The following is a 24,073-nucleotide window of genomic DNA, read 5'->3' as shown; positions in this document are numbered from 1 at the left end:
CCCGATTTCACCTGTACCGGTCTACCCGGGGCGCCCCGGGCCCCGGTCAGGCCGCGGTCGTGGCCGCCACGCGTTCCTCGGTCGGCTTCGGCGCCGGGGCGGCGGCCCCGCCGTCGCCGGCTTTGCCGTCGGGCCCGCCGGCCCGGCGCCCCTTCAGCAGCACCACGAGTGTCGTGGTGACGAGCGTGCCGGCGGCGATGGCCAGCAGGTACGCCACCGGGCTGCCGACCAGCGGCACCACGAAGACGCCGCCGTGCGGGGCCCGCAGTGTGCTGCCGAACGCCATCGACAGCGCGCCGGTGACCGCGCCGCCGGCCATCGCCGAGGGGATGACCCGCAGCGGGTCGGCCGCGGCGAACGGGATGGCGCCCTCGCTGATGAAGGACGCGCCGAGCACCCAGGCGGCCTTGCCGTTCTCCCGCTCGGTCGGCGTGAACAGCCGCCCGCGCACGGTGGTGGCCAGGGCCATGCCCAGCGGCGGAACCATGCCGGCGGCCATCACGGTCGCCATGATCTCCAGGCTGGCCTTGGTGGGGTCGGCCACCGCGATGCCGCCGGTGGCGAAGGCGTAGGCCACCTTGTTGACCGGGCCGCCCAGGTCGAAGCACATCATCAGGCCGAGCAGCACGCCGAGCAGCACGGCGTTGGTGCCGCTGAGGTCGCCGAGCCAGTCGGTCAGTGCCTCCTGGGCCTGCGCGATCGGCTTGCCCACCACGATGAACATCAGGAAGCCGACCACCGCCGCGGAGATCAGCGGGATCACCACCACCGGCATGATGCCGCGCAGCACCGGCGGGATGCGCACCCGCTGGATGCCCATCACCACCGCGCCGGCCAGCAGGCCGGCGGCGAGGCCGCCGAGGAAGCCGGCGTTGATGGTGACGGCGATGGCGCCGCCCACGAAGCCGGGCACGAGCCCTGGTCGGTCGGCCATGCCGTAGGCGATGTATCCGGCGAGCACGGGGATCAGGAAGCCGAAGGCGGCGCCGCCGATCTGGAACATCAGGGCGGCCCAGCTGTCGGCCTCGGTCCACACGAAGTGGTCGGCGACGGAGGGCGCCCCGTTGATCTCGTAGCCGCCGATCGCGAAGGCCAGGGCGATCAGCAGGCCGCCGGCCGCGACGAACGGCACCATGTAACTGACACCGGTCATCAGCCACTTGCGCAGCCGGGTGCCGAAGTGGTCACCGGGCTCCCCGGTCCGGTCCAGCGGCGCCCGCGGTGCGTCGTCCGGCGCGGTGACCTCGCCACGGGCCGCCTTCTCCCGGGCCTCGGCGAGGAGTTCGGCCGGCCGGCTGATGGCGGCCTTGACGCCGACGTCCACGGTGGGCTTCCCGGCGAACCGGTGCTTCTCCCTGACCTCGACGTCGTGCGCGAGGATCACCGCGTCGGCGGCGGCGACGATCTCCGGCGCGAGCCGCTCGAACCCGGCCGAGCCCTGGGTCTCGACGGTGATCTCCACGCCCTCGTCGGCGGCCACGCGTTCCAACGACTCGGCGGCCATGTAGGTGTGCGCGATCCCGGTCGGGCAGGAGGTGACGGCGACCACCCTGAACGGGCCCTCCTGCGGGTCCTCCTGCCGGAGGGATCGGTCACCGCCGGCCGCCGCGGCGCCTTCGGCGTCCCGGCCGGCGGCCGCCGAGGCCGGGGCGGCGTCGCTGCCGGCGCGGGGCACATCATCGGCTCCTGCGCCACCAGCCACCGCGGTCCCGCCTTCGGCGGGCGCTGGGGGCTCCGCCTCGTCCGCGGCTATCAGCGCGGCGGCCTCCTCGGCGGTCGTCGCCGCCCGCAGGGCCGCCGTGAACTCGGGCCGCATCAGTTGGCGGGCCAGGGCGGAGAGGATCGTCAGGTGGTCCTCGTCCGCGCCGGCGGGGGCGGCGATCAGGAAGATCAGGTCGGCGGGGCCGTCGGCCGCGCCGAAGTCGATGCCGTGGGCGGCGCGTCCGAAGGCCAGGCTCGGCTCGGTGACGTGCGCGCTACGGCAGTGCGGGATGCCGATGCCGCCGTCCAGGCCGGTCGGCATCTGCTCCTCGCGGGCCGCCACGTCGGCCAGGAAACCGTCGAGGTCGGTCAGGCGGCCGGCGGCGGCGAGCCGCTCGGCCAGCGCGCGGGACGCCGCCTCCCTGGTGGTGGCGGTCAGGTCGAGGTCGACCAGATCCGGGGTGATCAACTGGCTCATCGCACGGCTCCATTGGCGGGGCGGGGGAGGGGGAGGTCGAGGGGTGGGTCGGTGGTCACGGTGACCGCGTCGGGACGCAGGTCGGCCGGGGTGGGCATCGAGCTGCCCGGCAGCTGCTCGGCGGCCGCGCCGTGCGCCAGCACGGCGGCGAGCGCCGCCGGGCCGCGGCCGGCGGCGCTGAGGAACCCGGCGAGGGAGGCGTCGCCCGCGCCGACTTCGCCGAGCACGGCGTCGACCGGCGCGGTGCCGAAGTACAGCCCGGAGTCGTCGACGAGCAGCTGGCCAGCCGCGCCCAGGCTGGCGAGCACGGCGCCCGCGCCGGCCTCGCGCAGCTCCTCGGCGGCCTTGGCGGCCTCGCCGACGGTGGCCAGGTCCCGGCCCACCGCGGCGGCCAGCTCCTCGGCGTTGGGCTTGATCACGTCCGGCCGCTCGGCGAGCGCCCGCAGCAGCGCGGGGCCCGAGGTGTCCAGCGCGATCCGGGCGCCGGCCCGATGGGTGCGGGCCACGAGCCGCGCGTACCAGGCGTCGTCGAGCCCGCGCGGCAGGCTGCCGCAGCAGGCCGTCCAGGCGGCGGCCGCGGCGTGCTCGCCGGCGGCCTCGAGCAGCGCCTCGCTCTCGGCCGCGGTCAGCCGGGGGCCGGCCGCGTTGAGCTTGGTGAGGGTGCCGTCCGGCTCGACGGCCGAGATGTTGACCCGGGTGCGGCCGGCGATCGGCACGGCCGCCACCTCGATGCCCTGCCCGGTCAGCAGCTGCGCGAGCAGGGCGCCCTCCGGGCCGCCGAGCGGCACCACGGCGGTGGTGCGGTGGCTGGCCGCGGCCACCGCGCGGGAGACGTTGACGCCCTTGCCGCCCGGGTCGACGCGGTCGCCGCCGGCGCGCAGCACGGCGCCGCGCTCCAGCGCCGGGATCTCGTAGGCCCGGTCCAGGCTCGGGTTGGGGGTGACGGTGAGGATCACGCGCGTCGCACCTCCGTGCCGGTCGCCTCGATGGCGCGGGCGTCGGCGTCCCCGAGCCCGGGGTCGGTGATCAGCACGTCGACCTGGCGCAGCGCGCCGAACCTGGCGAAGTGCTCCTGGCCGAACTTCCGGGAGTCGGCGAGCAGCACCACGCGGCGGGCGGCGCCGATCAGCGTCCGCTTCACCGCGGCCTCGGCGAGGTCGGGGGTGGTGAGCCCGGATTCGGGGCCGAAACCGTTGGTGGCGAGGAAGACCACGTCGGCCGTGATCTCGCCGTAGGTGCGCAGCGCCCAGGCGTCGACGGCGGCCCGGGTGCGGTGCCTGACCCGGCCGCCGACCACGTGCAGTTCGATGCCCGGGTGGTCGGCGAGCCGGGCGGCCAGCGGCAGCGCGTGGGTGACGACGGTGAGCGCGGAGTCCAACGGCAGGGCGGCGGCGAGCGCCGCCGTGGTGGTGCCGGCGTCGAGGATCACGCTGCCCTCTTCTGGCAGTTCGGCGAGGGCGGCGAGCGCGATGCGCTCCTTCTCGGCGACGGCCGTCGCCTCGCGCTCGGTGAGGTCGGGTTCGAAGTCGAGCCGGCCCACGGGGATCGCGCCGCCGTGCACCCGGCGCAGCACGCCGGCCTTCACCAGGGTCTTCAGGTCGCGCCTGATCGTCTCGGCGGTGACCTGGAACTCGTCGGCGAGGGCGAGGACCTCGGCCCGGCCGCGCTCCCTGGCGAGCCGGAGGATCGCCTGCTGCCGCTCGGGTGCGTACATCTGTGTTTCTGTCCGATCTCTGCCCGGATGTCTGCGGTTGAGGTCGGATGTTACGCCCGTGGTGCGACAAAGTAAACAGATCCGGAAACAGGTCGGGCGTAACCGGGCTTCCGCGGCTTCCCGGGATTCCCCGAAACGGCCACCGGCCCCGCGGCTGATGCCGCGGGGCCGGTGGCCGATCCCAGAGGACCGTAAGGAGGGGACGGAGCCCGGGGAACCGGACGGCTCAGTGCGCCATCACCGGAACCGGGTCCGCCTCGCCCAGACCCTTCTCGCCCTCGGGGCTGGCCTGCGGGCCCTTGCTGTTGATCAGCAGGCCGGCGACCACAGCGGCGCCCACCAGGATGCCGAAGGCCCACCAGATCGCGGAGGTGAAGCCCTCCACCATCGCGGCCGGGTCGATCGGGAGCACCCCGTTCTCCTCCGCGTACGCGGTGGTGGCGCTGGTGGCGATCGTGTTCAGTGCCGCGATGCCGATCGCGCCGCCCACCTGCTGCGACACGTTCACCATGGCCGACGCCACACCGGCGTCGGTCGGGCGCACGCCCGCCGTGGACAGGCTCATGGCCGGCATGAACGACGTGCCCATGCCCAGGCCGAGCAGCACCATGGCCGGCATCAGCAGCCCGGCGTAGGAGCTGTCCAGGCTCATCTGGGTCAGCAGCAGCATGCCGAGCGAGGCGGTCAGCAGGCCGGGCACCATCAGGTTGCGCGGGGCCACCCGCGTCACGAAGCGGGCGCCGATCTGCGTCGAGCCGATCACCATGCCCACCACCATCGGCAGGAACGCGAAGCCGGTCTTGACCGGGGAGTATCCGCGCACCACCTGGAGGTAGTAGGTCAGGAACAGGAACAGACCGAACATGCCGATGATCGCCAGGCCGAGCGCGAGGTACGCGCCGCCCCGGTTCCGGTCGGTGATGACCCGCAGCGGCAGCAGCGGCGCCTTCGTGCGGTTCTCGACGAGGACGAACAGCGCGAGCAGCACCGCGGAGAGGACGAACATCGTCACCGTGACGCTTTCGCCCCAGCCCTCGTGCTCGGCCCGGGTGAACCCGTAGACCAGGGCGACGAGGCCGGTGGAGGCGAGGATCACGCCGGGGATGTCGAGACGCGAGTGGTTGCGGGCCGACTCGGGCTCGCGGATCACCATGACGGCGCCGATGGCGGCGACCACGGCGAACGGGATGTTCACGTAGAACGTCCAGCGCCAGTCCAGGTACTCGGTGAGCGTGCCGCCGAGCAGCAGGCCGACGGCCGCGCCGGCACCGGCGATGGCGCCGTAGACGCCGAACGCCTTGGCGCGCTCCTTGGTGTCCGTGAAGAGCACGGTCAGCAGCGAGAGCGCGGCGGGCGCGAGCAGCGCGCCGAAGACGCCCTGCAGGGCGCGGGAGCCGAACAGCATGGCCTGGTTGGTGGCCGCGCCGCCCAGGGCGGAGGCGAGCGCGAAGCCGATCAGGCCGACGACGAAGGTGCGCTGCCGGCCCCACAGGTCGGCTATGCGGCCGCCGAAGAGCAGCAGTCCACCGAAGGCCAGCGCGTAGGAGGTGATCACCCACTGCGTGTTGGCCTGGCTGATGTCGAGGTCCTGCTGGGCCCACGGCAGCGCGATGTTCACCACGGTGCCGTCGAGGACGACCATCAGCTGCGCGATGGCGATGAATATCAGCGCCGTCCAGCGCCTCGGGTCGGGAACGCTGTCAGCGGGGCTGACAGCGGCTTGGGGTGGCATAGGGGTGGTACCTCACGGTTGGTTGATGCGGTGGCTTGGTGCGGTGATTTATCGCGGTAAATGGCTCCCAAGGGCGCGCCTTCACCGAGGCAGACCCGGATGGGAGGGGAAACTCATCGCCGCGCCGCTGCGGCGGTTGCTCTGGTCCGGGCGGCGTCAGCCGCGCGGCGCTTGGGTCAGCAGAACTCGTCCTTGAGGTCCCCGAGGGTCCTCGGCGGGCCCGGCAGCTCGCTGCGTGCCGGAGTGCGGAGCCCGTCGAGGAAGATCTCCAGATGGCGCATGGCCAGGTCGTCACTGCCCCCGCAGGCCGATCCCGGCAGCGGCAGGGTGAGCCGGACGATCGCGATCATCAGGTCTCCAGGGCCCACGTCGGGCCGTAGTTGTCCCGACGCGTGGGCCCGCTGGATCAGCCGCTCGGTCACCTCGTGCATCCGGCGCTTGCTGGCCTTGAGGAGCGGGTCCTCGTGGTCGACCTCGGTGGCGAGCAGCGGCGAGAGGCCGCCCACCCGCTCCCGGACCCCGCTGAGCACGAGGCCGCGCAGGGCCTCGAAGGGGTCGGACTCCTCGGTCAGGGACTTCTCGACCAGGTCGATGATCCGTTGGTTCACATAGAGCAGGACATGGAGTAGGAGCGACTTCCGGTCGGGAAAGTGACGGTACAGGGTGGCATTGCCGACTCCGGCGCGTCGAGCGATTTCGTCCAGGGGCGCGTCCACCCCGTGGCGGACGAAGGTCTCTCGGGCCGCGACGAGGATGCGCTCACGGTTGCGCAGGGCGTCGGCGCGCAGGCGTGGCGCGCTGGCGTTGGCGATGGTGCTCACGATGCCGCTCCCTGGAACCCCGTGTGCGAACGCCGGTCGGCGCCGCGGTGAACAACCGGGGATCCGCTCCCCGGTTGCGTCGGACAATGGTTCAAACGGAGAAGCCCTCCCCGGTTATTTCGCGGCCCGGTGTGTTCTGGGTCACACGAGGGGGGAGGGGGGAAGCCCGAGGGTTTCCGCGCGTCACAAAGCCTCGGCGCCGCCCTCGGCGCCGAGGCTCACGGTCTCTCGCTGTTCAGCTCCCGGCCGGTGCGCGGCCGCCGTCACGCCGCCGCGTCGAAGCCCGAGTCGTTGGCCATCTTCTTCAGCTCGAGGAGCGCGTGCTTCTCGATCTGGCGGATCCGCTCCCGGGTGAGGCCGTGCTGCTTGCCCACCTCGGTGAGCGTGCGCTCCCGGCCGTCCTCGATGCCGTACCGCGCCCTGATGATGGCCGCGGTGCGCGGGTCGAGGCGGCCGATCAGGTCTTCCAGACCCTCCCGGCGCATCATCACCAGCACCGACTGCTCAGGCGTGGACGCCGAGGTGTCCTCGAGGAGGTCACCGAACTGCGTCTCGCCCTCGTCGTCCACCGACATGTTCAGGCTGACCGGATCGCGAGCCCAGTCCAACACGTCCTGGACGCGCTCCGGCGTCGAGCCCAGCTCCTTCGCCACCTCCGTGGGCTCCGGCTCGCGGCCGTGCTCACGGTTGAACTCCCGCTGCACCCGCCGGATCCGGCCGAGCTCCTCGACCAGGTGGACGGGCAGCCGGATGGTGCGCGACTGGTCGGCTATCGACCGCGTGATGGCCTGCCTGATCCACCACGTCGCGTACGTCGAGAACTTGAATCCCTTGCTGTAGTCGAACTTCTCCACGGCCCGGACCAGGCCGGCGTTGCCCTCCTGGATCAGGTCGAGCAGCGGCAGCCCGCTCCTCGGGTACCGCCGCGCGACCGCCACGACCAGCCGCAGGTTGGAACGGATGAACACATCCTTGGCGCGCTCGCCGGCCCGGACGAGCTCCTTCAGCTCGTCCTCCGAGGCCGACGCCGCGGCGCCACCCCGGACCGGCTCCTCCTCGCCCGCGAGAATGTGCTCCGCATACAGACCGGCTTCGATCGCGAGGGAGAGCTCGACCTCCTTCGCCGCGTCAAGCAGCGGGGTGCGGGCTATCTCATCCAGATACATCCCGACCAGGTCGCGCTCCGTGGCATCGCTGCCTGCGCTGGACCGGACACTGCCCGTCGTCTCGACACTGCCATCGGTGTCCGAACGCCGGGCGACGGCACGGGTTGCCATACGCGTGCTCCCTTGCGAAGTGATCAGTTTCCACTCGAACCGCTCAAAAACGGAGGTCCTTGTCGGACCAGGACCGGGACGCCCCCTTGCCTCCCGCATCCGTAACGAATCAACGACGGGAATCCGGACAGAATTCCCAAGCGGTGCATCTTTTTATCGGCGATGCAGTACCCTGCCCCACTGCCCCAGCCCCCCAGGTCGTCGTGGGACATCGCTCCCACATCCCTCAAGACGAACAACGCCCCCGCAAAGTTGCGCCTGACGCCACCCCGCCCCCCGGGCACCCCCCGCGCCGAACACGCGCTCCACGCACGCGCCCCCTCCGGCCTCCAGCACCCCGAGCGCGTCATCCGCCCCGCCGGACCCCTCGGGTACCCGCCACCCGAACGCGTCACTCCACGGGCGCCCCGCCGATTCGCGGTCCCATCGTGGACGCATGCCGCACATACCCGGCCGCCGGGCCGCGCTCGCCGCCGGAGGGTCACTCGCCCTCCTCCTCGGCAGCACGCCCGGCACCGCGGTCATCCCGCTCACCGGCACCCCCGCGGCGGGCGCGACCACGGCCACCGACTGCGCCCCGGAGGCGCACCCCAGCCTGGCCGAGGGGCTGACCGAGACCATCGGCGCCACCCCCGGATTCGCACCCGCGACCGGTGACGTCACGGCCCTCACCGTCTTCGTCGACTTCCCCGACAGCGAGGCCGACATCAGCACCCGCGAACGGTTCGACGAGTTCTTCCCGGCCACCGCCGACCACTTCGCCGCCAGCTCCTACGGCCGCCTCGCCTACCGCGCCGTCCCCCTGCACCACTGGCTGCGGATGTCACAGCCCTTCGAGGACTACGGCATAGACCGGGGCGCCGGCTGGCGCCCCGACGACGACCAGGGCTACAACCGCCTCCTCCGCGAGATAGTCGACGCCCTCGAGGACGACCCCGACTTCACCGGCTTCGCCGACTACGACCTGCTCAACGTCCTCGCCACCCCCGACGCGGGCCCCCCGGCCACCGAACAGGTGCTGTCCGTCACCTTCCCCGGACGCCCCCTGGTCGCCACCGCCGACGGCGGCGAGCTGCGCAACGTCAGCTTCATCTGGTCACACCAGCCGGGTGACCCCTACCGCGTCCTGGTCCACGAGAACGGCCACGTCTTCGGCCTCCCCGACCTCTACTGGACCGACACCGCCCCCGCCCCCGCGCCGCTCGCCGGCCACTGGGACGTGATGGAGCAGGACTGGGGCCCCGGCAACGACTTCCTCGCCTGGCACAAGTGGAAGCTCGGCTGGCTCGCCGCCGACCAGGTCGACTGCGTCGCGGCACACGCCACCACCGAACACGTTCTCACCCCTCTCAGCACCCCCGGCACCGAGGGCACCCGCCTGGTGGCCGTCCGCACCGGCGACCACGAGGCGCTCGCCATCGAGGTGCGCGCCCCCGGCGGCCTCGACGACGTCGTCTGCCGCCCCGGCGTCCTGATCTCCCGCATCAGCACCGAGACGGGCAGCGGCCTCGGCCCCGTCCGCGTCGCCGACGCCACCCCCGAGAGCCCCGGCTGCCAGCCGAACCCCGACCCGCAGGTGACCGCCGAGCTCACCGACGCCCCCTTCGTCCCGGGCGAGACCTTCCGCGACCCCGAGGCCCGGGTCAGCGTCCACATCCTCGACGCCGACCCCGACGGGCGGCACCGGATACGCGTCACCCGCTGGTGACGCGGGCCCCCGCCACGGGTAGGTTGCCGGTCAGCGCCGCGCGCGGCGACGGAACCCGACGTGGGCTCGGGGAGCTGCGGGTGCGGGCGAGGGGCCCGGGGGAGGGCGAGCGGGAGATGCGGCAACGCGGGTTCGTCGTGGACGCCGAGGTCCGGCGGTGGATCGCGCACCGCCGCAACACGGAGCTCGGCCTGCTCCTCCTCGCCCTCTTCATCGTCGTCTTCGGCCACGCCGCCGTCGGCCTCGCCCTCGACGACCGGCCACCCTCCGGCCTCCCCGGCTACGCCGGCGGCCTCGCCGCCGTCGCCCTCCTCGCCCACCTCGCCGTCCGCGCCCTCGCCCGCTACGCCGACCCGCTGCTGCTGCCGACCACCGTGCTGCTCACCGGCCTCGGCCTGGTGCTCATGGACCGGCTCGACCGCTCCTACGCCCTCCACTACCCGGCCAGCGACTACCAGTCCCAGCCCGTCGCCCCCGACCAGGTCACCTGGACCGTGCTCGCCGTCGTCCTGCTCGTCGCCACCCTGGTCGTGCTCCGCCACCACCGGCTGCTCCAGCGCTACACCTACCTCGGCATGGCCGTCGCCCTGCTCCTGCTGATGGCCCCCGCGTTCTTCGGCGCCGACCAGTTCGGCGCCAAGCGGTGGATCAACGTCGGCGGCCTCTCGCTCCAGCCCGGCGAGTTCGTCAAGGTCATGATCGTCGTGTTCTTCGCCAGCTACCTGATGGCCAACCGCGACGCCCTCGCCCTCGTCGGCCGCCGCTTCCTCGGCCTCGCCCTGCCCCGCGGCCGCAACGCGGGACCGGTGCTCGTGGTGTGGGGCGTCAGCCTGGTCGTGCTGTTCTACGAGCGCGACCTGGGCACCTCGCTGATCTTCTTCGGCGTCTTCATCGTCATGCTCTACATCGCCACCGAGCGCATCAGCTGGGTGGTGCTCGGCGGGCTGATGGCCGCCGCCGGCACGCTCTTCGTCGCCACCACCCAGCCGCACGTCAAGGCCCGCGTCCAGGCGTGGCTCGACCCGATGGCGATCTACCTGCCCCCGGAGGAGCGCCCGCCCGGGCTGATCTCCGACCAGTCGGCCGAGGCCCTGTTCAGTTTCGGCGCGGGACACCTCACCGGCACCGGCCTCGGCCAGGGCAACTCGTACCTCGTCGGCTTCGCCGGCCGCAGCGACTTCATCCTCGCCACCGTCGGCGAGGAACTCGGTCTGGCCGGGATGACGCTGGTCATCCTGCTCTACGTGCTGCTCATCCAGCGCGGCCTCGCCACCGCCATCGCCGTCACCGACCCGTTCGGCAAACTGCTCGCCGCCGGCCTGGCCACCGTGCTCGCACTCCAGGTCTTCGTGGTCGCCGGCGGCGTGACGGGCCTGATCCCGCTCACCGGCAAGGCGCTGCCGTTCCTCTCCCAGGGCGGCTCGTCCACGGTCGCCAACTGGCTGCTGGTCGCCCTCCTGATCCGGATCAGCGACAGCGCGGGCAAGGCGTCGACCGAACCCGAGGGCCACGCCACGATCATCACCCCACGCATCCACGCCAACCCGGCCCGCCCCGAGATCTTCTGACCCATTGCCCGCGCGCGCCCCGGCGGGGTATGCAGCAACGATGAACCTCCTCGACGACGCGAACGCCCTCGCCGACGACCTCACCCACCTCCGCCGCCGACTCCACGCCGTCCCCGAGGTCGGCCTCGACCTCCCCCGCACCCAGGAGACGGTGCTCGCGGCCCTCGACGGCCTGCCGCTCGACGTCACCACCGGCGACTCCCTCACCTCCGTCACCGCCGTGCTGCGCGGCGCCACCCCGGGACCGACCGTGCTGCTGCGCGGCGACATGGACGCGCTGCCCGTCGCCGAACGCACCGGGCTGCCGTTCGCCGCCCCCGAGGAGCGGATGCACGCCTGCGGCCACGACCTGCACACGACCATGCTGGCCGGCGCGGCCCGGCTGCTCGCCGCCCACCGGGACCGGCTCGCCGGCGACGTGGTGTTCATGTTCCAGCCGGGCGAGGAGGGCTACGACGGCGCCGGCCGGATGCTCGCCGAGGGCGTCCTGGACGCGACGGGGCAGCGGCCGGTCGCCGCCTACGCCCTGCACGTCATGTCCCACACCTACCCGACCGGCGTCTTCACCGGCCGCGGCGGCCCGCTGCTCGCCTCGTCCAACGTGCTGAACGTGACGGTGCGCGGCGCCGGCGGCCACGGCTCGCTGCCGCACCGCGCCAAGGACCCGATCCCGGCGGCGTGCGAGATGGTCACCGCGCTCCAGACGTACGCCACCCGCGCCTTCGACATCTTCGACCCGGTGGTGATCACGGTCGGCACCTTCCGGGCCGGCACGGCGACCAACATCATCCCGGACACCGCCACCTTCTCGGCCACCGTCCGCTCCTTCTCGGCGGCCTCCCTCGCCCGGCTCAGGGAAGGCACCGTCGCCGTCTGCCAGGGCATAGCCGCGGCGCACGGCCTGGAGGTGACGGCCGAGTTCAACGAGCAGTACCCCGTCACCGTCAACGACGCCGCGGAGGCCGCGTTCGCGGCGGACACGGTCCGCGAGGCGATGGGCGAGGAACGGTACGCGCCGCTGGAGAACCCCATCCCGGGCGCGGAGGACTTCTCCCGGGTCGTCGACGAGATCCCCGGCGCGATGGTCTTCCTCGGCGCCACGCCGACGGGCGCCGCGCCCGAATCCGCCCCGGCCAACCACTCGCCGCTCGCGACCTTCGACGAATCGGTGTTGCCGGCGGGGGCGGCGCTCTACGCCGAACTGGCCGTCAGGCGGTTGACCACGGCCGTGGGTTAGCCGCGCGCGGGGTTTTCCCCACCCACCCGCCCTTCGGTGCGGCTGCGCCTGGGGCCGGGCGCCGCCGGCGCCGCCGGCGCCGCCGGCGCTCCGCGCGGCGACGTCGCGGCCGGGTGACCGGCGGTCCGGGCCCAGCCCGCTCGCCCCCCCGGGGTCTCCCCCGCGGGGAGCGCGTTCTGGCGCTTCGCGCCGAGTCTCCGTGCCGCGCGGGCCGGCCCTCCGGGCCCGGCAGGTTGGGTTCCCCGCCCGTCCACCCGCGCCCGGCAGGGCCAACGGCGGCGGAGCCGCATCGTTGCGCCCTGCGGCCCCGGGCGGTACAGCCGCCGACCGCGCGGAGTGCAACAAGGGCGAGTGGGTGGGGAGTTCCCAGCCCTGCGCGGGCGGCCGGCGGCGCAGCCGTCAACCGCGCGTTGCGCGAAGAGGGCGGGTGGGTGGGCGCCCTCCCGCGACGCGCTCCCGGTGCGCAGCGCGCACGAAAGGGCCGGTGGGCGGGGGGCCCCAGCCCCACACACGGGGCCCCGCGGCGCAGACGCCGACCGCGCGGAGCGCGAGAAAGGGCGGGTGGGTGGGGAAAACCCCGCGCGAAGCGCGGGACACCCACCCCCCGGCGCACCCGCCCCGCCCCGCCCCGCGGCGCACCCGCCCCACGGCACAGCCGCCGCAGGCCGGTCCGGCCCGCCAGGGCCCACCCGCGCGAAGCGCGGAAGAACGGGCGGGCGGGTGGGGGAAAACCCTCAGGAGGGCCAGCCCGACGCGGCGATGATCCGGGAGGCCACGCCCGTCGAGTCGACCAGCGGATGCAGCGCCAACGCGCGCACCCCCGCCGCGCGCGACCGCGTCGTCGCCGCCTCGATCGTGGCCCGTTCGACGGCCTTGACCTGGAGCATCAGGCCGATCTCCGCGAGCCCCGGCAGCACGCACGGCACCGGATGCGCCCCGTGCGCGTCCACCTCGCAGACGGTCTCGATGATCGCGTCGTCCGGCAGCGCCGGCACCGAGCCGCCGTTGCGGACGTTGAGGATCAGCCGGGTGCGGCGGTCGCCGGCGATGGCGTGCATCAGGTCGAGGGCGACCCGCTCGTAACCGCCGCCCGCCAGGTCGCACGCGTCGCGGGCGCCCCCGCCGCTGGCCGCGCGGGACTCCGCGCCGTACGTCTCCTCGCGCTCCAGGCGGGTGCGTTCCCACGCCGCCAGCGCCAGCTCGGGCGTCGCCGCCCGCGCCGCCTCGTCGAAGAACGCGCCCTGCTGCCGGTCGAGGAACTCGCCCCTGGTCTCGGCCGCCTCGCGGGCGGCGGTCAGCGTCTCGCGGGCCGCGTAGTAGTAGTGCAGGTACTCGTTGGGCAGGGCGCCGAGCGACCGCAGCCAGTCGGCGCCGAAGAGCCGGCCCTCCTCGAACGAGGCGAGCGCCGCGTCGTCGGCGAGCAGCCCGGGCAGCAGGTCGCGGCCGCGCAGCGTCAACGACAGCAGCCAGCCCAGGTGGTTGAGCCCGATGTAGCCGTAGCCGACGGCCGCCGGGTCGGCGCCGGCCGCCCGGGCCGCGCGTCGTACCAGGCCGACGGGGGAGTCGCAGATGCCGATCACCCGGTGTCCCAGCCGGCTGGCCATGGCCTCCGTCACCATCCCGGCCGGGTTGGTGAAGTTGATCAGCCAGGCGTCGGGGGCGACCGCCCGCATCCGGTCCGCGATCCGCAGCGCCACCGGCACCGTCCGCAGCCCGTAGAGCACGCCGCCGGCGCCCACCGTCTCCTGGCCCAACACGCCCTCGGCGAGCGGCACCCGCTCGTCCCGCACCCGGCCGGCCGTGCCGCCCACCCGCATCGCGCAGAACACGAAGTCGGCGCCGCGCAGCGCGTCGTCGAGGTCGGTCGCGATCCGCACCGCGGGCGCGTCCTCGACGCCCACGGCCTGCGCCGCCAGCACCGAGGCGATCGCCCTGGCCCGCACCGGATCCGAATCGAACAGCGTCACCTCGGACAGCGTCACCTCGGAAGGGCGTTCCCTCACCCGATCAGGTGTATCGCCCGGGCTGACTGTCAGTAGTGCCCGGTATACCAGGGGAACGCGGAATCCGCCGCCGCCGATGATCGTGAGCCTCATGGCCCGGAACGTACCGTAGAGGAGAAGGCCACCATGCCCGGGAGCACAGCGTGACGCACGTGACCGACAACGACCAGCCCCGGCCGGCCAGCGCGTTCGACCCCCTCGCCGGGCAACGCGCCCCGACCGACCCCGACTACGACGTCTACCTGACCGGCACGGTCTTCCTCGACATCGTCTTCACCGGCCTCGAATCGGCGCCCGTGCGCGGCACCGAGTCCTGGGCACGCGGCATGGGTTCGAGCCCCGGCGGGGTGGCCAACATGGCCACCGCGCTCGCCAGGCTCGGGCTCCGCACCTCGCTCGCCGCCGCCTTCGGCGACGACAAGTACGGCGAGTACTGCTGGGAGACGCTGGAGCGCGGCGAGGGCATCGACCTCTCCCGCTCCCGCACCGTCCCCGGCTGGCACTCCCCGGTCACCGTGTCCATGGCCTACGAGGGCGAGCGCACCATGGTCTCGCACGGCCACGAGGCGCCACCCCCGTGGGGCCCGCCGACCGGCCCACCCATCGACGAGGCCGCGCCGCCCGTCGTCCCCGCCGTGCCGCCGCCCCCCAGGGCCCGCTCCTGCGTCGCCTCGCTGCGCCCCGGGCAGCCCCAGGAGTGGATCGGCGAGGCGGCCGCCGCCGGCGCCCTGGTCTTCGGCGACGTCGGCTGGGACGACACCGGGGCGTGGGAGCTGGCCGAACTGCCCGACCTGGCGCACTGCGAGGCGTTCCTGCCCAACGCCGCCGAGGCGATGCGCTACACCCGCACCGAGTGCCCGAGGGCCGCCGCCCGCGCCCTCACGGAGCGGGTGCCGCTGGCCGTCGTCACCATGGGCGCCGAGGGCGCCTACGCGGCGGACGGGCGCACCGGCGAGACCGCCGAGGTGCCCGCCATCGTCGTCGAGGCCCTCGACACCACAGGCGCCGGGGACGTCTTCGTGGCCGGCTTCGTCACCGGCACCCTGGCCGGCTGGCCGCTGGCCGACCGGCTGGCGCTCGCCGGGCTCACCGCCGCCCTCTCCGTCCAGGAGTTCGGCGGCTCGCTCTCCGCGCCCGGCTGGGGCGAGGTCGCCGCCTGGTGGCGGCGGGTCCACACGCTCACCCCACCGATCCGCCGGCTCGCCCCCGAGCTCAGCCGCTACGCCTTCCTGTCCGAGCTGCTGCCCGGGCCCGCCCCCACCTGGCCCCGCCGCCGCGCCGTGCCCACCCTCGGCTTCCGTGGGTGAGGGCCCGTGAGCACGCTGTCAAGACCATCGCGAACAGCGCCGATCGCACTGGGTAATTTCCTGGGGATACGCCCGCCGGGCGTCGTACCCTGGCCTTCGGAAGTCCCGTACCGCACCGCTGTCAGTTCAGAGAGGGATGAGCAGGCCGGCTAGCGGCCACCCATGACGCAGACACCCACACACCAGCCGGCGGCCCGAGCCGCCGAGGCTACCGCCCGGTTCACCGTCCCGGCGAAGCACCCGATGGTCACGGTCCTGGGCTCCGGAGACGCGCTGCTGCGCGTCATCGAGAAGGCGTTCCCCGCCACCGACATCCACGTCCGTGGCAACGAGATCCGTGCCACCGGCGACGAGGCCGAAGTCCAGCTCGTGCAGCGCCTGTTCGACGAGATGATGCTGGTGCTGCGCACCGGCCAGCCGCTCACCGAGGACGCCGTCGAGCGCTCCATCGCCATGCTGCGCGGCTCCGAGGGCGACGGCGACGCCAGCCCGGCCCAGGTGCTCACCCAGAACATCCTGTCCAACCGCGGCAAGACGATCCGCCCCAAGACCCTCAACCAGAAGCGCTACGTCGACGCCATCGACACGCACACCATCGTCTTCGGCATCGGCCCCGCCGGCACCGGCAAGACGTACCTGGCCATGGCCAAGGCCGTGCAGGCGCTCCAGTCCAAGCGGGTCAACCGGATCATCCTCACCCGGCCGGCCGTCGAGGCCGGCGAGCGGCTCGGCTTCCTGCCCGGCACGCTCTACGAGAAGATCGACCCCTACCTGCGGCCGCTCTACGACGCGCTGCACGACATGCTCGACCCCGACTCCATCCCGCGGCTGCTCAGCGCCGGCACCATCGAGGTCGCCCCGCTCGCCTACATGCGCGGCCGCACCCTCAACGACGCGTTCATCATCCTGGACGAGGCGCAGAACACGAACCCCGAGCAGATGAAGATGTTCCTCACCAGGCTCGGCTTCGAATCCAAGATCGTGATCACCGGCGACGTCACCCAGGTCGACCTGCCCGGCGGCACGAAGAGCGGCCTCCGCCAGGTCCAGGACATCCTGGACGGCGTCGACGACGTCCACTTCTCCCGGCTCACCAGCCAGGACGTGGTCCGCCACAAGCTGGTCGGCCGCATCGTGGACGCCTATGAACGCTTCGACGACCGGAACGGAAAGTAGCCGCCGCACATCATGGCGATCGAGGTCAACAACGAGTCCGGCCTGGAGATCGACGAACGGGCCGTTCTCGACATCGCCAGGTACGCCCTGGCCAGAATGCGCATCCACCCGCTCTCCGAACTGTCGGTGATCGCGGTCGACGAGGCCGCCATGGAGCAGCTCCACCTCCAGTGGATGGACCTGCCGGGCCCCACCGACGTGATGTCCTTCCCGATGGACGAGCTCCGCCCGCCGATCAAGGACGACGAGGAGCCCGTGCAGGGCCTCCTCGGGGACGTCGTCCTCTGCCCCCAGGTGGCGATCCGACAGGGCGCCGCCGCCCCCACCAGGCACTCCATGGACGCGGAACTCCAACTCCTCACCGTGCACGGCGTGCTGCACCTCCTCGGCTACGACCACGAGGAGCCCGACGAGAAGGTGGAGATGTTCGGCCTCCAGAAGGCCATCGTCGACGGCTGGCGCGCCGAGCACGGCCTGACCGGCCCCTCACCGGCCCCCACCACGACATGACCACCATCACGCTGCTCTCCGTCATCGGCCTGCTGGCGCTGGCCTGGCTGTCCTCCTGCGCGGAGGCCGGCCTGGCCGTCGTCACCAGCTTCCGCGCCGAGGAGGCCAAGCGCGCCGGCCGCCGCGGCGCCGCCCGGCTCGCCGTCCTCGCCGCCGACCCCACCCGCTACCTCAACCTGGCCCTGCTGCTCCGCGTCTGCAGCGAGATGGCGGCCGCCGTCCTGGTGGCCTACGCCTGCCTCCAGGAGTTCGACCGGATATGGCAGGCACTGGCCGTCGCGTTCGGCGTCATGGTGCTGCTGTCCTTCGTCGCCATCGGCGTCTCGCCGCGCACCATCGGCCGCCAGCACCCGCTGACGACCACCACCGTCGCCGCCTACGTGCTGATGCCGCTCGGCCGGGTCCTCGGCCCCGTCACCCAGCTGCTGATCCTGCTGGGCAACGCGCTCACCCCCGGCAAGGGCTTCCGCCGCGGCCCGTTCGCCTCCGAGGCCGAACTGCGCGCCATGGTCGACCTGGCGGAGCGGGAGTCCCTCATCGAGGACGAGGAGCGCCGCATGGTGCACTCCGTCTTCGAACTCGGCGACACCCTGGTGCGCGAGGTGATGGTCCCGCGCACCGACCTGATCTCCATGGACCGCCACAAGACCATCCGCCAGGGCCTCGCGCTGGCGCTGCGCTCCGGCTTCTCCCGGATCCCGGTCACCGGCGAGAGCGACGACGACATCGTCGGCGTCGTCTACCTCAAGGACCTCTCCCGCGCGGTGCACATCAAGCGGGAGGCCGAGGCCGAGCTCGTCGAGACGCTGATGCGGCCCGCCACCTTCGTGCCCGACACGAAGAACGCGGGCGACCTGCTGCGGGAGATGCAGCGGGACCACATCCACGTCGCGGTCGTCATCGACGAGTACGGCGGCACGGCGGGCCTGGTCACCATCGAGGACATCCTCGAGGAGATCGTCGGCGAGATCACCGACGAGTACGACACCGAGCTGCCACCCGTCGAGGACCTGGGCGACAACATCCACCGCGTCACCGCCCGCCTCGACCTCGGCGCACTCGGCGAGCTGTACGGGTTGCGGCTCGACGACGAGGACGTCGAGACGGTCGGCGGCCTGCTCGCCAAGGCCCTCGGCCGCGTCCCGATCGCCGGCGCGAGCGCCGAGGTGTCGGTCACGGCCGAGCAGGCCACGAGGGAGGACCAGAAGCTCCCGAGCGCGCTCCGCCTGACCGCGGAACCCCCCGTCGGCCGCCGCAACCGCATCGACCGCGTCCTGGTCCAACCCGTCCCCACCACCACCCACCCCGCGGAGCCGCCCGACTCGGCCTGAGGGTTTCCCCCACCCACCCGCGCTTCGTCCGCGCTTCGCGCGGGAGGAGGCAGGCCCTGGCGGGCCCGCCTGCCGACGGCCACGCCTCTGGTCAGCCAGGGGCCGGCCTTCGGCGGCTGCGGCACCCGCGGCAGGGGCCGTCGGGCAAGGCCGCCCGCCCAGGGTCCGTCACTCCAACGGCCCCACGACGGTGGCCGCCGCGCCGTTCCGGTGGCGCCATGGGAGCCATGTACTCGCATCTGCGGATAGCCGTCGTCGCCGCCGTGGTCCTGGCGGCCACCGCCGTCGTGCCGGGCCGGCCACCGGCCGGCGGCGCGCTCTCCGAGAAGGAGCTCCGCGCCGCGCTGCTCGACGCCGTCGACTTCCCCGAGGGCTGGGCGAGCGACAGCGCCCGCTCGGCCCGCGAGCGCGGCTTCGGCGTGCCGGAGCCGACCGAGCGCGAGTGCCGGGAGCTGTTCGACAGCGCCGAGGACACCAAGGCCAGCGCCGGCTTCGCCAAGACCCGCAGCGGGCCCTTCGTCACCACGGTCGTCGCGTCCCACGAGGACGAGGACGCCGCCCGCGGCGCGCTCGACGGGCTGCGCGAGGCCACGTCCGAGTGCGCCACCATCCACACCCGCGAGGGCTCGCCGGGCGGCGACTCGTCCATCGCGTACCAGGCGGCCGCGCTGGACGTCGACGAGGTCGGCGAGGACAGCACCGCCATCCGGTTCAACCGGCAGGCCGAGGAGGGCGAGAGCGGCGAGACCAAGGTCGTCGCCGACCTCGTCGTCGCCCGCGTCGGCGCCCACCTGGTGCGGGTGGCGCAGGCCGGCCGCGACGACAGCGGCACCGGCGACGTCGCGGACATCGCCGACCGGGCCGTGCGCAAGCTGGAACAGGTCTGCGACGGCCGTTCGCCCGCGCCCCGCCAGGACCAGCCGGGCACCACGGACCTCTGACCTCCGACCTCCGACCGCACGCCGCACTTCGGCCGGTTCCCCCGAACGGCCCCGTTAAGCTCGGGGGCATGACAGACGCCGTTGACCCCGAGGACACCAAGATCATCACTCTGGCGCGCAGCGCCAGGGCCCGCAACGGCGTGCCCGAGGGAGCGGCGGTCAGGGACGAGACCGGCCGCACCTACGTGGCCACCACCGTCGCCCTCGACTCGCTGCGGCTGAGCGCGCTGCGCGCCGCCGTGGTGCTGGCGGCGTCCAGCGGCGCCGCCTCCCTGGAGGCCGCGGCCGTCGTCACGGCCGCCGACGCGCTGCCCACCGACGACCTCGCCGCCGTCCGCGACCTCGGCGGCGCCGGCACCCCTGTCCTGCTGGCTGGCCCGGACGGCGGGCTTCGTGCGACGATCCCCGCGTCATGAGCACCCCTGAGTTTCCCGATTCCCTCGGCGACGCCTTCGCCGCCGTCCCGGACGACTACCGTTCCGGCTTCGCCTGCTTCGTCGGCCGCCCCAACGCCGGCAAGTCGACGCTGACCAACGCACTGGTCGGCACCAAGGTCGCGATCACCTCCAACCGCCCACAGACCACCCGGCACAGCGTCCGCGGCATCGTGCACCGCCCGGACGCCCAGCTGGTGCTGGTCGACACCCCCGGGCTGCACAAGCCGCGCACCCTGCTCGGCCAGCGGCTCAACGACGTCGTCCGCGCCACCTGGGCCGAGGTCGACGCGATCGGCTTCTGCCTGCCCGCGAACGAGAAGATCGGCCCTGGCGACCGCTACATCGCCCGCGAACTGGCCGGAATCCACCGCACCCCCAAGATCGCCGTGGTCACCAAGACCGACCTGGTGACCTCCGAGGAGCTGGTCGAACAGCTCATCGCCGTCGACCAGTTGGGCAAGGAGATCGGCCTCGAGTGGGCGCAGATCGTGCCCGTCTCGGCCGTCGCCGACCAGCAGGTGTCACTGCTCGCCGACCTGCTGGTGCCGCTGCTGCCCGAGGGCCCGCCGCTCTACCCGGAGGGCGACCTCACGGACGAGCCGGAGCAGGTCATGATCGCCGAGCTGATCAGGGAGGCCGCGCTGGAGGGCGTGCGGGACGAGCTGCCGCACTCCATCGCCGTCGTCGTCGAGGAGATGCTGCCCCGCGAGGACCGGCCGGCGGACCGCCCGCTGCTCGACATCCACGCCAACCTCTTCATCGAGCGGACCAGCCAGAAGGGCATCGTGATCGGCCCCAAGGGCCAGCGGCTGCGGGAGGTCGGCACCAAGGCCCGCAAGCAGATCGAGGCGCTGCTCGGCACGCCCGTCTTCCTCGACCTGCACGTGAAGGTAGCCAAGGACTGGCAGCGTGACCCCAAGCAGCTGCGCCGCCTCGGCTTCTGACGCCGGCGGCCAGTCGCCAGACGGCCGGAAGCCCGGCGGCCGGGAGCCCGGCGGCCGGTCGTCAGGCGGCCGGTCGTCAGGACTGCGCCGCCAGCAGCCGCTCGGTGTCCGTGACCGGCAGCTCGAGCGCCTCGCCGATCGTCGTCAGCAGTTCGTGCTCGGCCGCGTTGTAGGGGCCGTCGCTTAAAGCGACACGCGCCCCGTGCAGCAGCAGGTTCTCGCGGCCGGGCACCGACAGGTGGGGGGTGAGGGCGGCCAGCGCCTCCCACATCTCCTCGTCGAGCCGCGCCGGCTGCCGGCAGGCCATCGCCGCCCGCAGCGTCAGCAGCCGCTCCTCCGTACAGTCGGGGAAGCCCGCGGCCCGGACGGACGCCACCGCGCCGCGGCGGGCGACGGCCGACGAGCCGCCGTCCGCCGCCAGCAGCGCCAGGGCGATCGCGTGCACCGCGTCCCTCAGCAGGGCCGCGAGCCGGGTGGTCGTCGGCCGGGCCAGCGTCTCCAAGGGAAAGTGGCCACGGCACGACGCGCACTCGACGACGGGATCCGCCGCACCGCGCGGCAGCACCGGCACACCGAGCAGCGTCAGCCGCCGCCGGCCCGCAAGCCGCTGGTAACAGCGGTCCCCGCCACACGCGGCGCAGAAGAAGTCGCCGTCGTCGATCACCCGCCAAGCCGTGCGGACGCCTGCCACCCTGGAGCGCACCACGCCGTACCTCCGTCACCCACTGGCAACATTGCCGTTCGCGTGATGTTAGCCACACTTCAGGGCGGGCGTCAGTACTCCGTAGCACAAAGAACGTCAGCGAGCGGCCCGGTTCACCGCGGATACCACGGCCTTCAGCGAGGCACGGACGATGTTGCCGTCGATGCCCACGCCCCACAGCACCCGGTCACCGACCGCGCACTCGATGTACGCCGCGGCCTTCGCGCCGGCGCCCTCGCTCATCGTGTGCTCGACGTAGTCCAGCAGCCGCACGTCGTCGGCGACCACGCCAGCCGAGCCCAGCGCGTCGAAGAAGGCGGCCAGCGGACCGTTGCCCGTGCCCGTCAGCACCGTGTCGACGCCGTCCACCACGGCCTCCACGGTCAGCGCGTCCGCGCCCTCTGACGACGTCGACGCGTGCGCGTCGCGCAGCGCGATCCGGCCCCAGCCGGTGACGCCCGGCAGGTACTCGTCGGAGAAGGTCTCCCAGATCTGCGCCGGCGTGACCTCGCCGCCCTCCGCGTCCGTCTTCTCCTGGATGATCCGCGAGAACTCCACCTGCATCCGACGCGGCAGGTCCAGCTTGTGGTCGTTCTTCAGCACGTACGCCACGCCGCCCTTGCCGGACTGCGAGTTGACCCGGATCACCGCCTCGTAGGAGCGGCCCACGTCCTTCGGGTCGATCGGCAGGTACGGCACGTCCCAGGTCAGCTCGTCCACGCCGACGCCGGCCGCCGCGGCCTCGTCGGCCATCGCCTCGAAGCCCTTCTTGATGGCGTCCTGGTGGGAGCCGGAGAAGGAGGTGTAGACCAGGTCGCCCACGTAGGGGTGGCGCGGCGAGATCTCCATCTGGTTGCAGTACTCCCAGGTACGGCGGACCTCGTCGATGTTCGAGAAGTCGATCTGCGGGTCGACGCCCTGCGAGAACAGGTTCATGCCCAGCGTCACCAGGTCGACGTTGCCGGTGCGCTCGCCCTGCCCGAACAGACAGCCCTCCACCCGGTCGGCGCCGGCCATCAACGCCAGCTCGGCGGCCGCGACCGCCGTGCCGCGGTCGTTGTGCGGGTGCGTGGACAGACACACGAACTCGCGGCGCGACAGGTTCCGCGACATCCACTCGAACCGGTCGGCGTGCGTCGAAGGCGTCGAACGCTCCACGGTCGCCGGCAGGTTCAGGATGATCTCGCGGCCGGACTCCGGCTGCCACACGTCCATCACCGCCTCGCAGACCTCCAGCGCGAAGTCCAGCTCGGTGTCGGTGAAGATCTCCGGGCTGTACTGGTAACCGAACACCGTCCGGTCGTCCAGCAGCTTCTCGGCGCACTTCAACACCATGCGGGTGCCGTCCACCGCGATCCCCCGCACGTCGTCCCGGCTGCCGCGGAAGACGACCCGGCGGAAGGTGGGCGCGGTCGCGTTGTACAGGTGCACGGTGGCCCGCGGAGCGCCGACCAGCGCCTCCACGGTGCGCTCGATCAGCTCCTCACGCGCCTGGGTCAGCACGGAGATCGTGACGTCCTCGGGGATCGCGCCCTCTTCGATGATCGACCGCACGAAGTCGAAGTCGGTCTGACCTGAGGCCGGGAAGCCGACCTCGATCTCCTTGTAGCCCATCCGTACCAGCAGGTCGAACATCGCCCGCTTGCGAACCGGGGACATCGGGTCGATCAGGGCCTGGTTGCCGTCCCGCAGATCCGTCGACAGCCAGCGCGGCGCGGCGGTGACGCGACGGGTCGGCCAGACCCGGTCGGCGATCTCGACGGCCTCGAACGGCCGATACCGATGGATGGGCATGCCGGACGCCTGCTGGCGGACGGTGGCATTGGTCAGCGGGGTCGGCTTGCCGGTGGCGCTCATGGTGGCGGTCTCCTGCGACGGCTCGTGGATCGGGGATCTTGATCGGGGATCGTGATCGGAAAGGCCGACGGGCAGCACCAGACTCCGCGGGGAGGGGGTCGGCCTGGTGACGTGACTGACGTGACTACAGACCCTCGCCGCGGCGGCTAAGGAGAAGGATCCCGAAACGCATCGCCTGGCCAGCCTAACGCGGGCGGACGAGTCCGCCACGCCCGTATCACCATCCGAGACGGCTCTCCCCCCACCCACCCGCCCTTTACGTTCCGCGCTCCGCGCGAGGGCGGCGCGCGCTGCGCGCGGCCGTGCTGGCCTGCGGCCGTGCCGCGCCCACCCTCCCCCAGCCGCCAGGCTGGGGGAGGGTGGCCTTGCGCGGCAGCGGGCCTGCGGCCCGGCGGCGAAGCCGCCGAAGGCCGGGCCCGCGTGCCCCTAGCGGGGCGCAACCGCCAAGGGCCGGGCCAACGGGCCCGCCCCCTGGCGGGGCGCAGCCCCGCGAGGCCCGGGCCCGTGGCCCGGAGGGCCGGGCGGCGAAGCCGCCCTCGGCCCCCGGCCGGGGCCCCCACCGCGCGGAGCGCGGAAAGGGGCGGGTGGGTGGGGAAAACCCCGCGCGAAGCGCGGGGCACCCACCCCC

General features: G+C 73.2%; 19 protein-coding genes. 10 read left to right on the top strand and 9 right to left on the bottom strand.

What is annotated here, in order from left to right:
- Positions 1-46 precede the first annotated feature (46 nt).
- The 6 genes from ACYVPE_RS09810 to ACYVPE_RS09785 all read right to left on the bottom strand — a co-directional run bounded on the left by ACYVPE_RS09810 (position 47) and on the right by ACYVPE_RS09785 (position 7,723).
- The gene (locus tag ACYVPE_RS09810) at positions 47-2,179 is read right to left on the bottom strand and encodes a PTS fructose transporter subunit IIABC (RefSeq protein WP_461033072.1); all 2,133 of its coding nucleotides are present in this window, start codon (positions 2,177-2,179) and stop codon (positions 47-49) included.
- Positions 2,176-3,135, bottom strand: a complete 960-nt coding sequence (pfkB, locus tag ACYVPE_RS09805) for a 1-phosphofructokinase (protein ID WP_461033071.1) — start codon at positions 3,133-3,135, stop codon at positions 2,176-2,178. The genes ACYVPE_RS09810 and pfkB overlap by 4 nt, the downstream gene beginning before the upstream one ends.
- The gene (locus ACYVPE_RS09800) at positions 3,132-3,893 is read right to left on the bottom strand and encodes a DeoR/GlpR family DNA-binding transcription regulator (protein WP_461033070.1); all 762 of its coding nucleotides are present in this window, start codon (positions 3,891-3,893) and stop codon (positions 3,132-3,134) included. Before ACYVPE_RS09800 ends, pfkB begins: the two co-directional genes overlap by 4 nt.
- 226 nt (positions 3,894-4,119) lie before the next feature.
- Positions 4,120-5,625, bottom strand: coding sequence for an MFS transporter (locus ACYVPE_RS09795; RefSeq protein ID WP_461033069.1), 1,506 nt, complete (start codon positions 5,623-5,625; stop codon positions 4,120-4,122).
- A 176-nt stretch (positions 5,626-5,801) separates the two neighbouring features.
- Entirely contained in the window at positions 5,802-6,449 is a 648-nt protein-coding gene (locus tag ACYVPE_RS09790) for a TetR/AcrR family transcriptional regulator (RefSeq protein ID WP_461033148.1), read from the bottom strand.
- A gap of 260 nt (positions 6,450-6,709) precedes the next feature.
- Positions 6,710-7,723, bottom strand: a complete 1,014-nt coding sequence (locus ACYVPE_RS09785; protein WP_461033068.1) for a sigma-70 family RNA polymerase sigma factor — start codon at positions 7,721-7,723, stop codon at positions 6,710-6,712.
- A 436-nt stretch (positions 7,724-8,159) separates the two neighbouring features.
- Here ACYVPE_RS09785 and ACYVPE_RS09780 point away from each other — a divergent pair, with 436 nt between their 5' ends.
- The 3 genes from ACYVPE_RS09780 to ACYVPE_RS09770 all read left to right on the top strand — a co-directional run bounded on the left by ACYVPE_RS09780 (position 8,160) and on the right by ACYVPE_RS09770 (position 12,236).
- Positions 8,160-9,431: a M6 family metalloprotease domain-containing protein gene (locus ACYVPE_RS09780; RefSeq protein WP_461033067.1), complete on the top strand. Its 1,272-nt coding sequence runs from the start codon at positions 8,160-8,162 to the stop codon at positions 9,429-9,431.
- A gap of 116 nt (positions 9,432-9,547) precedes the next feature.
- Positions 9,548-10,999, top strand: a complete 1,452-nt coding sequence (locus ACYVPE_RS09775; protein ID WP_461033147.1) for an FtsW/RodA/SpoVE family cell cycle protein — start codon at positions 9,548-9,550, stop codon at positions 10,997-10,999.
- 40 nt (positions 11,000-11,039) lie between these two features.
- Entirely contained in the window at positions 11,040-12,236 is a 1,197-nt protein-coding gene (locus ACYVPE_RS09770; RefSeq protein WP_461033066.1) for a M20 metallopeptidase family protein, read from the top strand.
- A 734-nt stretch (positions 12,237-12,970) separates the two neighbouring features.
- Here ACYVPE_RS09770 and ACYVPE_RS09765 read toward each other — a convergent pair.
- On the bottom strand, positions 12,971-14,332 hold the full coding sequence (locus ACYVPE_RS09765; RefSeq protein WP_461033065.1) for a family 4 glycosyl hydrolase: 1,362 nt from the start codon (positions 14,330-14,332) through the stop codon (positions 12,971-12,973).
- Positions 14,333-14,382: 50 nt separating this feature from the next.
- Between ACYVPE_RS09765 and ACYVPE_RS09760 the strand changes: the two genes are divergently transcribed.
- The 7 genes from ACYVPE_RS09760 (at position 14,383) to era (ending at position 20,885) form a co-directional block, all read left to right on the top strand.
- Positions 14,383-15,546 (top strand): carbohydrate kinase family protein, encoded by a 1,164-nt coding sequence (locus ACYVPE_RS09760; protein WP_461033064.1) that lies wholly within the window; start codon positions 14,383-14,385, stop codon positions 15,544-15,546.
- Between the two features lie 162 nt (positions 15,547-15,708).
- Positions 15,709-16,722 (top strand): PhoH family protein, encoded by a 1,014-nt coding sequence (locus ACYVPE_RS09755; protein ID WP_461033063.1) that lies wholly within the window; start codon positions 15,709-15,711, stop codon positions 16,720-16,722.
- Between the two features lie 12 nt (positions 16,723-16,734).
- Positions 16,735-17,232 carry an rRNA maturation RNase YbeY gene (ybeY, locus tag ACYVPE_RS09750; protein WP_461033062.1) on the top strand — a complete coding sequence of 166 codons (498 nt, stop codon included), beginning with the start codon at positions 16,735-16,737 and terminating at the stop codon, positions 17,230-17,232.
- The gene (locus ACYVPE_RS09745; RefSeq protein WP_461033061.1) at positions 17,229-18,563 is read left to right on the top strand and encodes a hemolysin family protein; all 1,335 of its coding nucleotides are present in this window, start codon (positions 17,229-17,231) and stop codon (positions 18,561-18,563) included. The genes ybeY and ACYVPE_RS09745 overlap by 4 nt, the downstream gene beginning before the upstream one ends.
- A 218-nt stretch (positions 18,564-18,781) precedes the next feature.
- Positions 18,782-19,504, top strand: a complete 723-nt coding sequence (locus tag ACYVPE_RS09740; RefSeq protein ID WP_461033060.1) for a hypothetical protein — start codon at positions 18,782-18,784, stop codon at positions 19,502-19,504.
- A 68-nt stretch (positions 19,505-19,572) separates the two neighbouring features.
- Entirely contained in the window at positions 19,573-19,920 is a 348-nt protein-coding gene (locus tag ACYVPE_RS09735; protein ID WP_461033059.1) for a cytidine deaminase, read from the top strand.
- Entirely contained in the window at positions 19,917-20,885 is a 969-nt protein-coding gene (gene era, locus ACYVPE_RS09730; protein WP_461033058.1) for a GTPase Era, read from the top strand. Before ACYVPE_RS09735 ends, era begins: the two co-directional genes overlap by 4 nt.
- 76 nt (positions 20,886-20,961) lie before the next feature.
- Here era and ACYVPE_RS09725 read toward each other — a convergent pair whose 3' ends face one another.
- Together ACYVPE_RS09725 and leuA are read right to left on the bottom strand one after the other, a co-directional pair.
- On the bottom strand, positions 20,962-21,591 hold the full coding sequence (locus ACYVPE_RS09725; protein ID WP_461033057.1) for a TerB family tellurite resistance protein: 630 nt from the start codon (positions 21,589-21,591) through the stop codon (positions 20,962-20,964).
- A gap of 93 nt (positions 21,592-21,684) precedes the next feature.
- Positions 21,685-23,445, bottom strand: coding sequence for a 2-isopropylmalate synthase (gene leuA / locus ACYVPE_RS09720; protein WP_461033056.1), 1,761 nt, complete (start codon positions 23,443-23,445; stop codon positions 21,685-21,687).
- Positions 23,446-24,073: the final 628 nt, after the last annotated feature.

The organism is Streptomyces mayteni, from assembly GCF_054783955.1.
The sequence above is the reverse complement of the archived record's forward strand: the minus strand, read 5'-3'. Positions and strand labels throughout refer to the sequence as shown.

What these genes read in the sequence shown, in the direction of transcription:
- ACYVPE_RS09785 (WP_461033068.1), bottom strand. Translation starts at nt 7,723, where the DNA reads ATGGCAACCCGTGCCGTCGCCCGGCGTTCGGACACCGATGGCAGTGTC.
- ACYVPE_RS09745 (WP_461033061.1), top strand. Translation starts at nt 17,229, where the DNA reads ATGACCACCATCACGCTGCTCTCCGTCATCGGCCTGCTGGCGCTGGCC.
- ACYVPE_RS09735 (WP_461033059.1), top strand. Translation starts at nt 19,573, where the DNA reads ATGACAGACGCCGTTGACCCCGAGGACACCAAGATCATCACTCTGGCG.
- ybeY (WP_461033062.1), top strand. Translation starts at nt 16,735, where the DNA reads ATGGCGATCGAGGTCAACAACGAGTCCGGCCTGGAGATCGACGAACGG.
- ACYVPE_RS09740 (WP_461033060.1), top strand. Translation starts at nt 18,782, where the DNA reads ATGGGAGCCATGTACTCGCATCTGCGGATAGCCGTCGTCGCCGCCGTG.
- ACYVPE_RS09755 (WP_461033063.1), top strand. Translation starts at nt 15,709, where the DNA reads ATGACGCAGACACCCACACACCAGCCGGCGGCCCGAGCCGCCGAGGCT.
- era (WP_461033058.1), top strand. Translation starts at nt 19,917, where the DNA reads ATGAGCACCCCTGAGTTTCCCGATTCCCTCGGCGACGCCTTCGCCGCC.
- ACYVPE_RS09770 (WP_461033066.1), top strand. Translation starts at nt 11,040, where the DNA reads ATGAACCTCCTCGACGACGCGAACGCCCTCGCCGACGACCTCACCCAC.
- ACYVPE_RS09775 (WP_461033147.1), top strand. Translation starts at nt 9,548, where the DNA reads ATGCGGCAACGCGGGTTCGTCGTGGACGCCGAGGTCCGGCGGTGGATC.
- ACYVPE_RS09810 (WP_461033072.1), bottom strand. Translation starts at nt 2,179, where the DNA reads ATGAGCCAGTTGATCACCCCGGATCTGGTCGACCTCGACCTGACCGCC.
- leuA (WP_461033056.1), bottom strand. Translation starts at nt 23,445, where the DNA reads ATGAGCGCCACCGGCAAGCCGACCCCGCTGACCAATGCCACCGTCCGC.
- ACYVPE_RS09780 (WP_461033067.1), top strand. Translation starts at nt 8,160, where the DNA reads ATGCCGCACATACCCGGCCGCCGGGCCGCGCTCGCCGCCGGAGGGTCA.
- ACYVPE_RS09800 (WP_461033070.1), bottom strand. Translation starts at nt 3,893, where the DNA reads ATGTACGCACCCGAGCGGCAGCAGGCGATCCTCCGGCTCGCCAGGGAG.
- ACYVPE_RS09765 (WP_461033065.1), bottom strand. Translation starts at nt 14,332, where the DNA reads ATGAGGCTCACGATCATCGGCGGCGGCGGATTCCGCGTTCCCCTGGTA.
- ACYVPE_RS09795 (WP_461033069.1), bottom strand. Translation starts at nt 5,625, where the DNA reads ATGCCACCCCAAGCCGCTGTCAGCCCCGCTGACAGCGTTCCCGACCCG.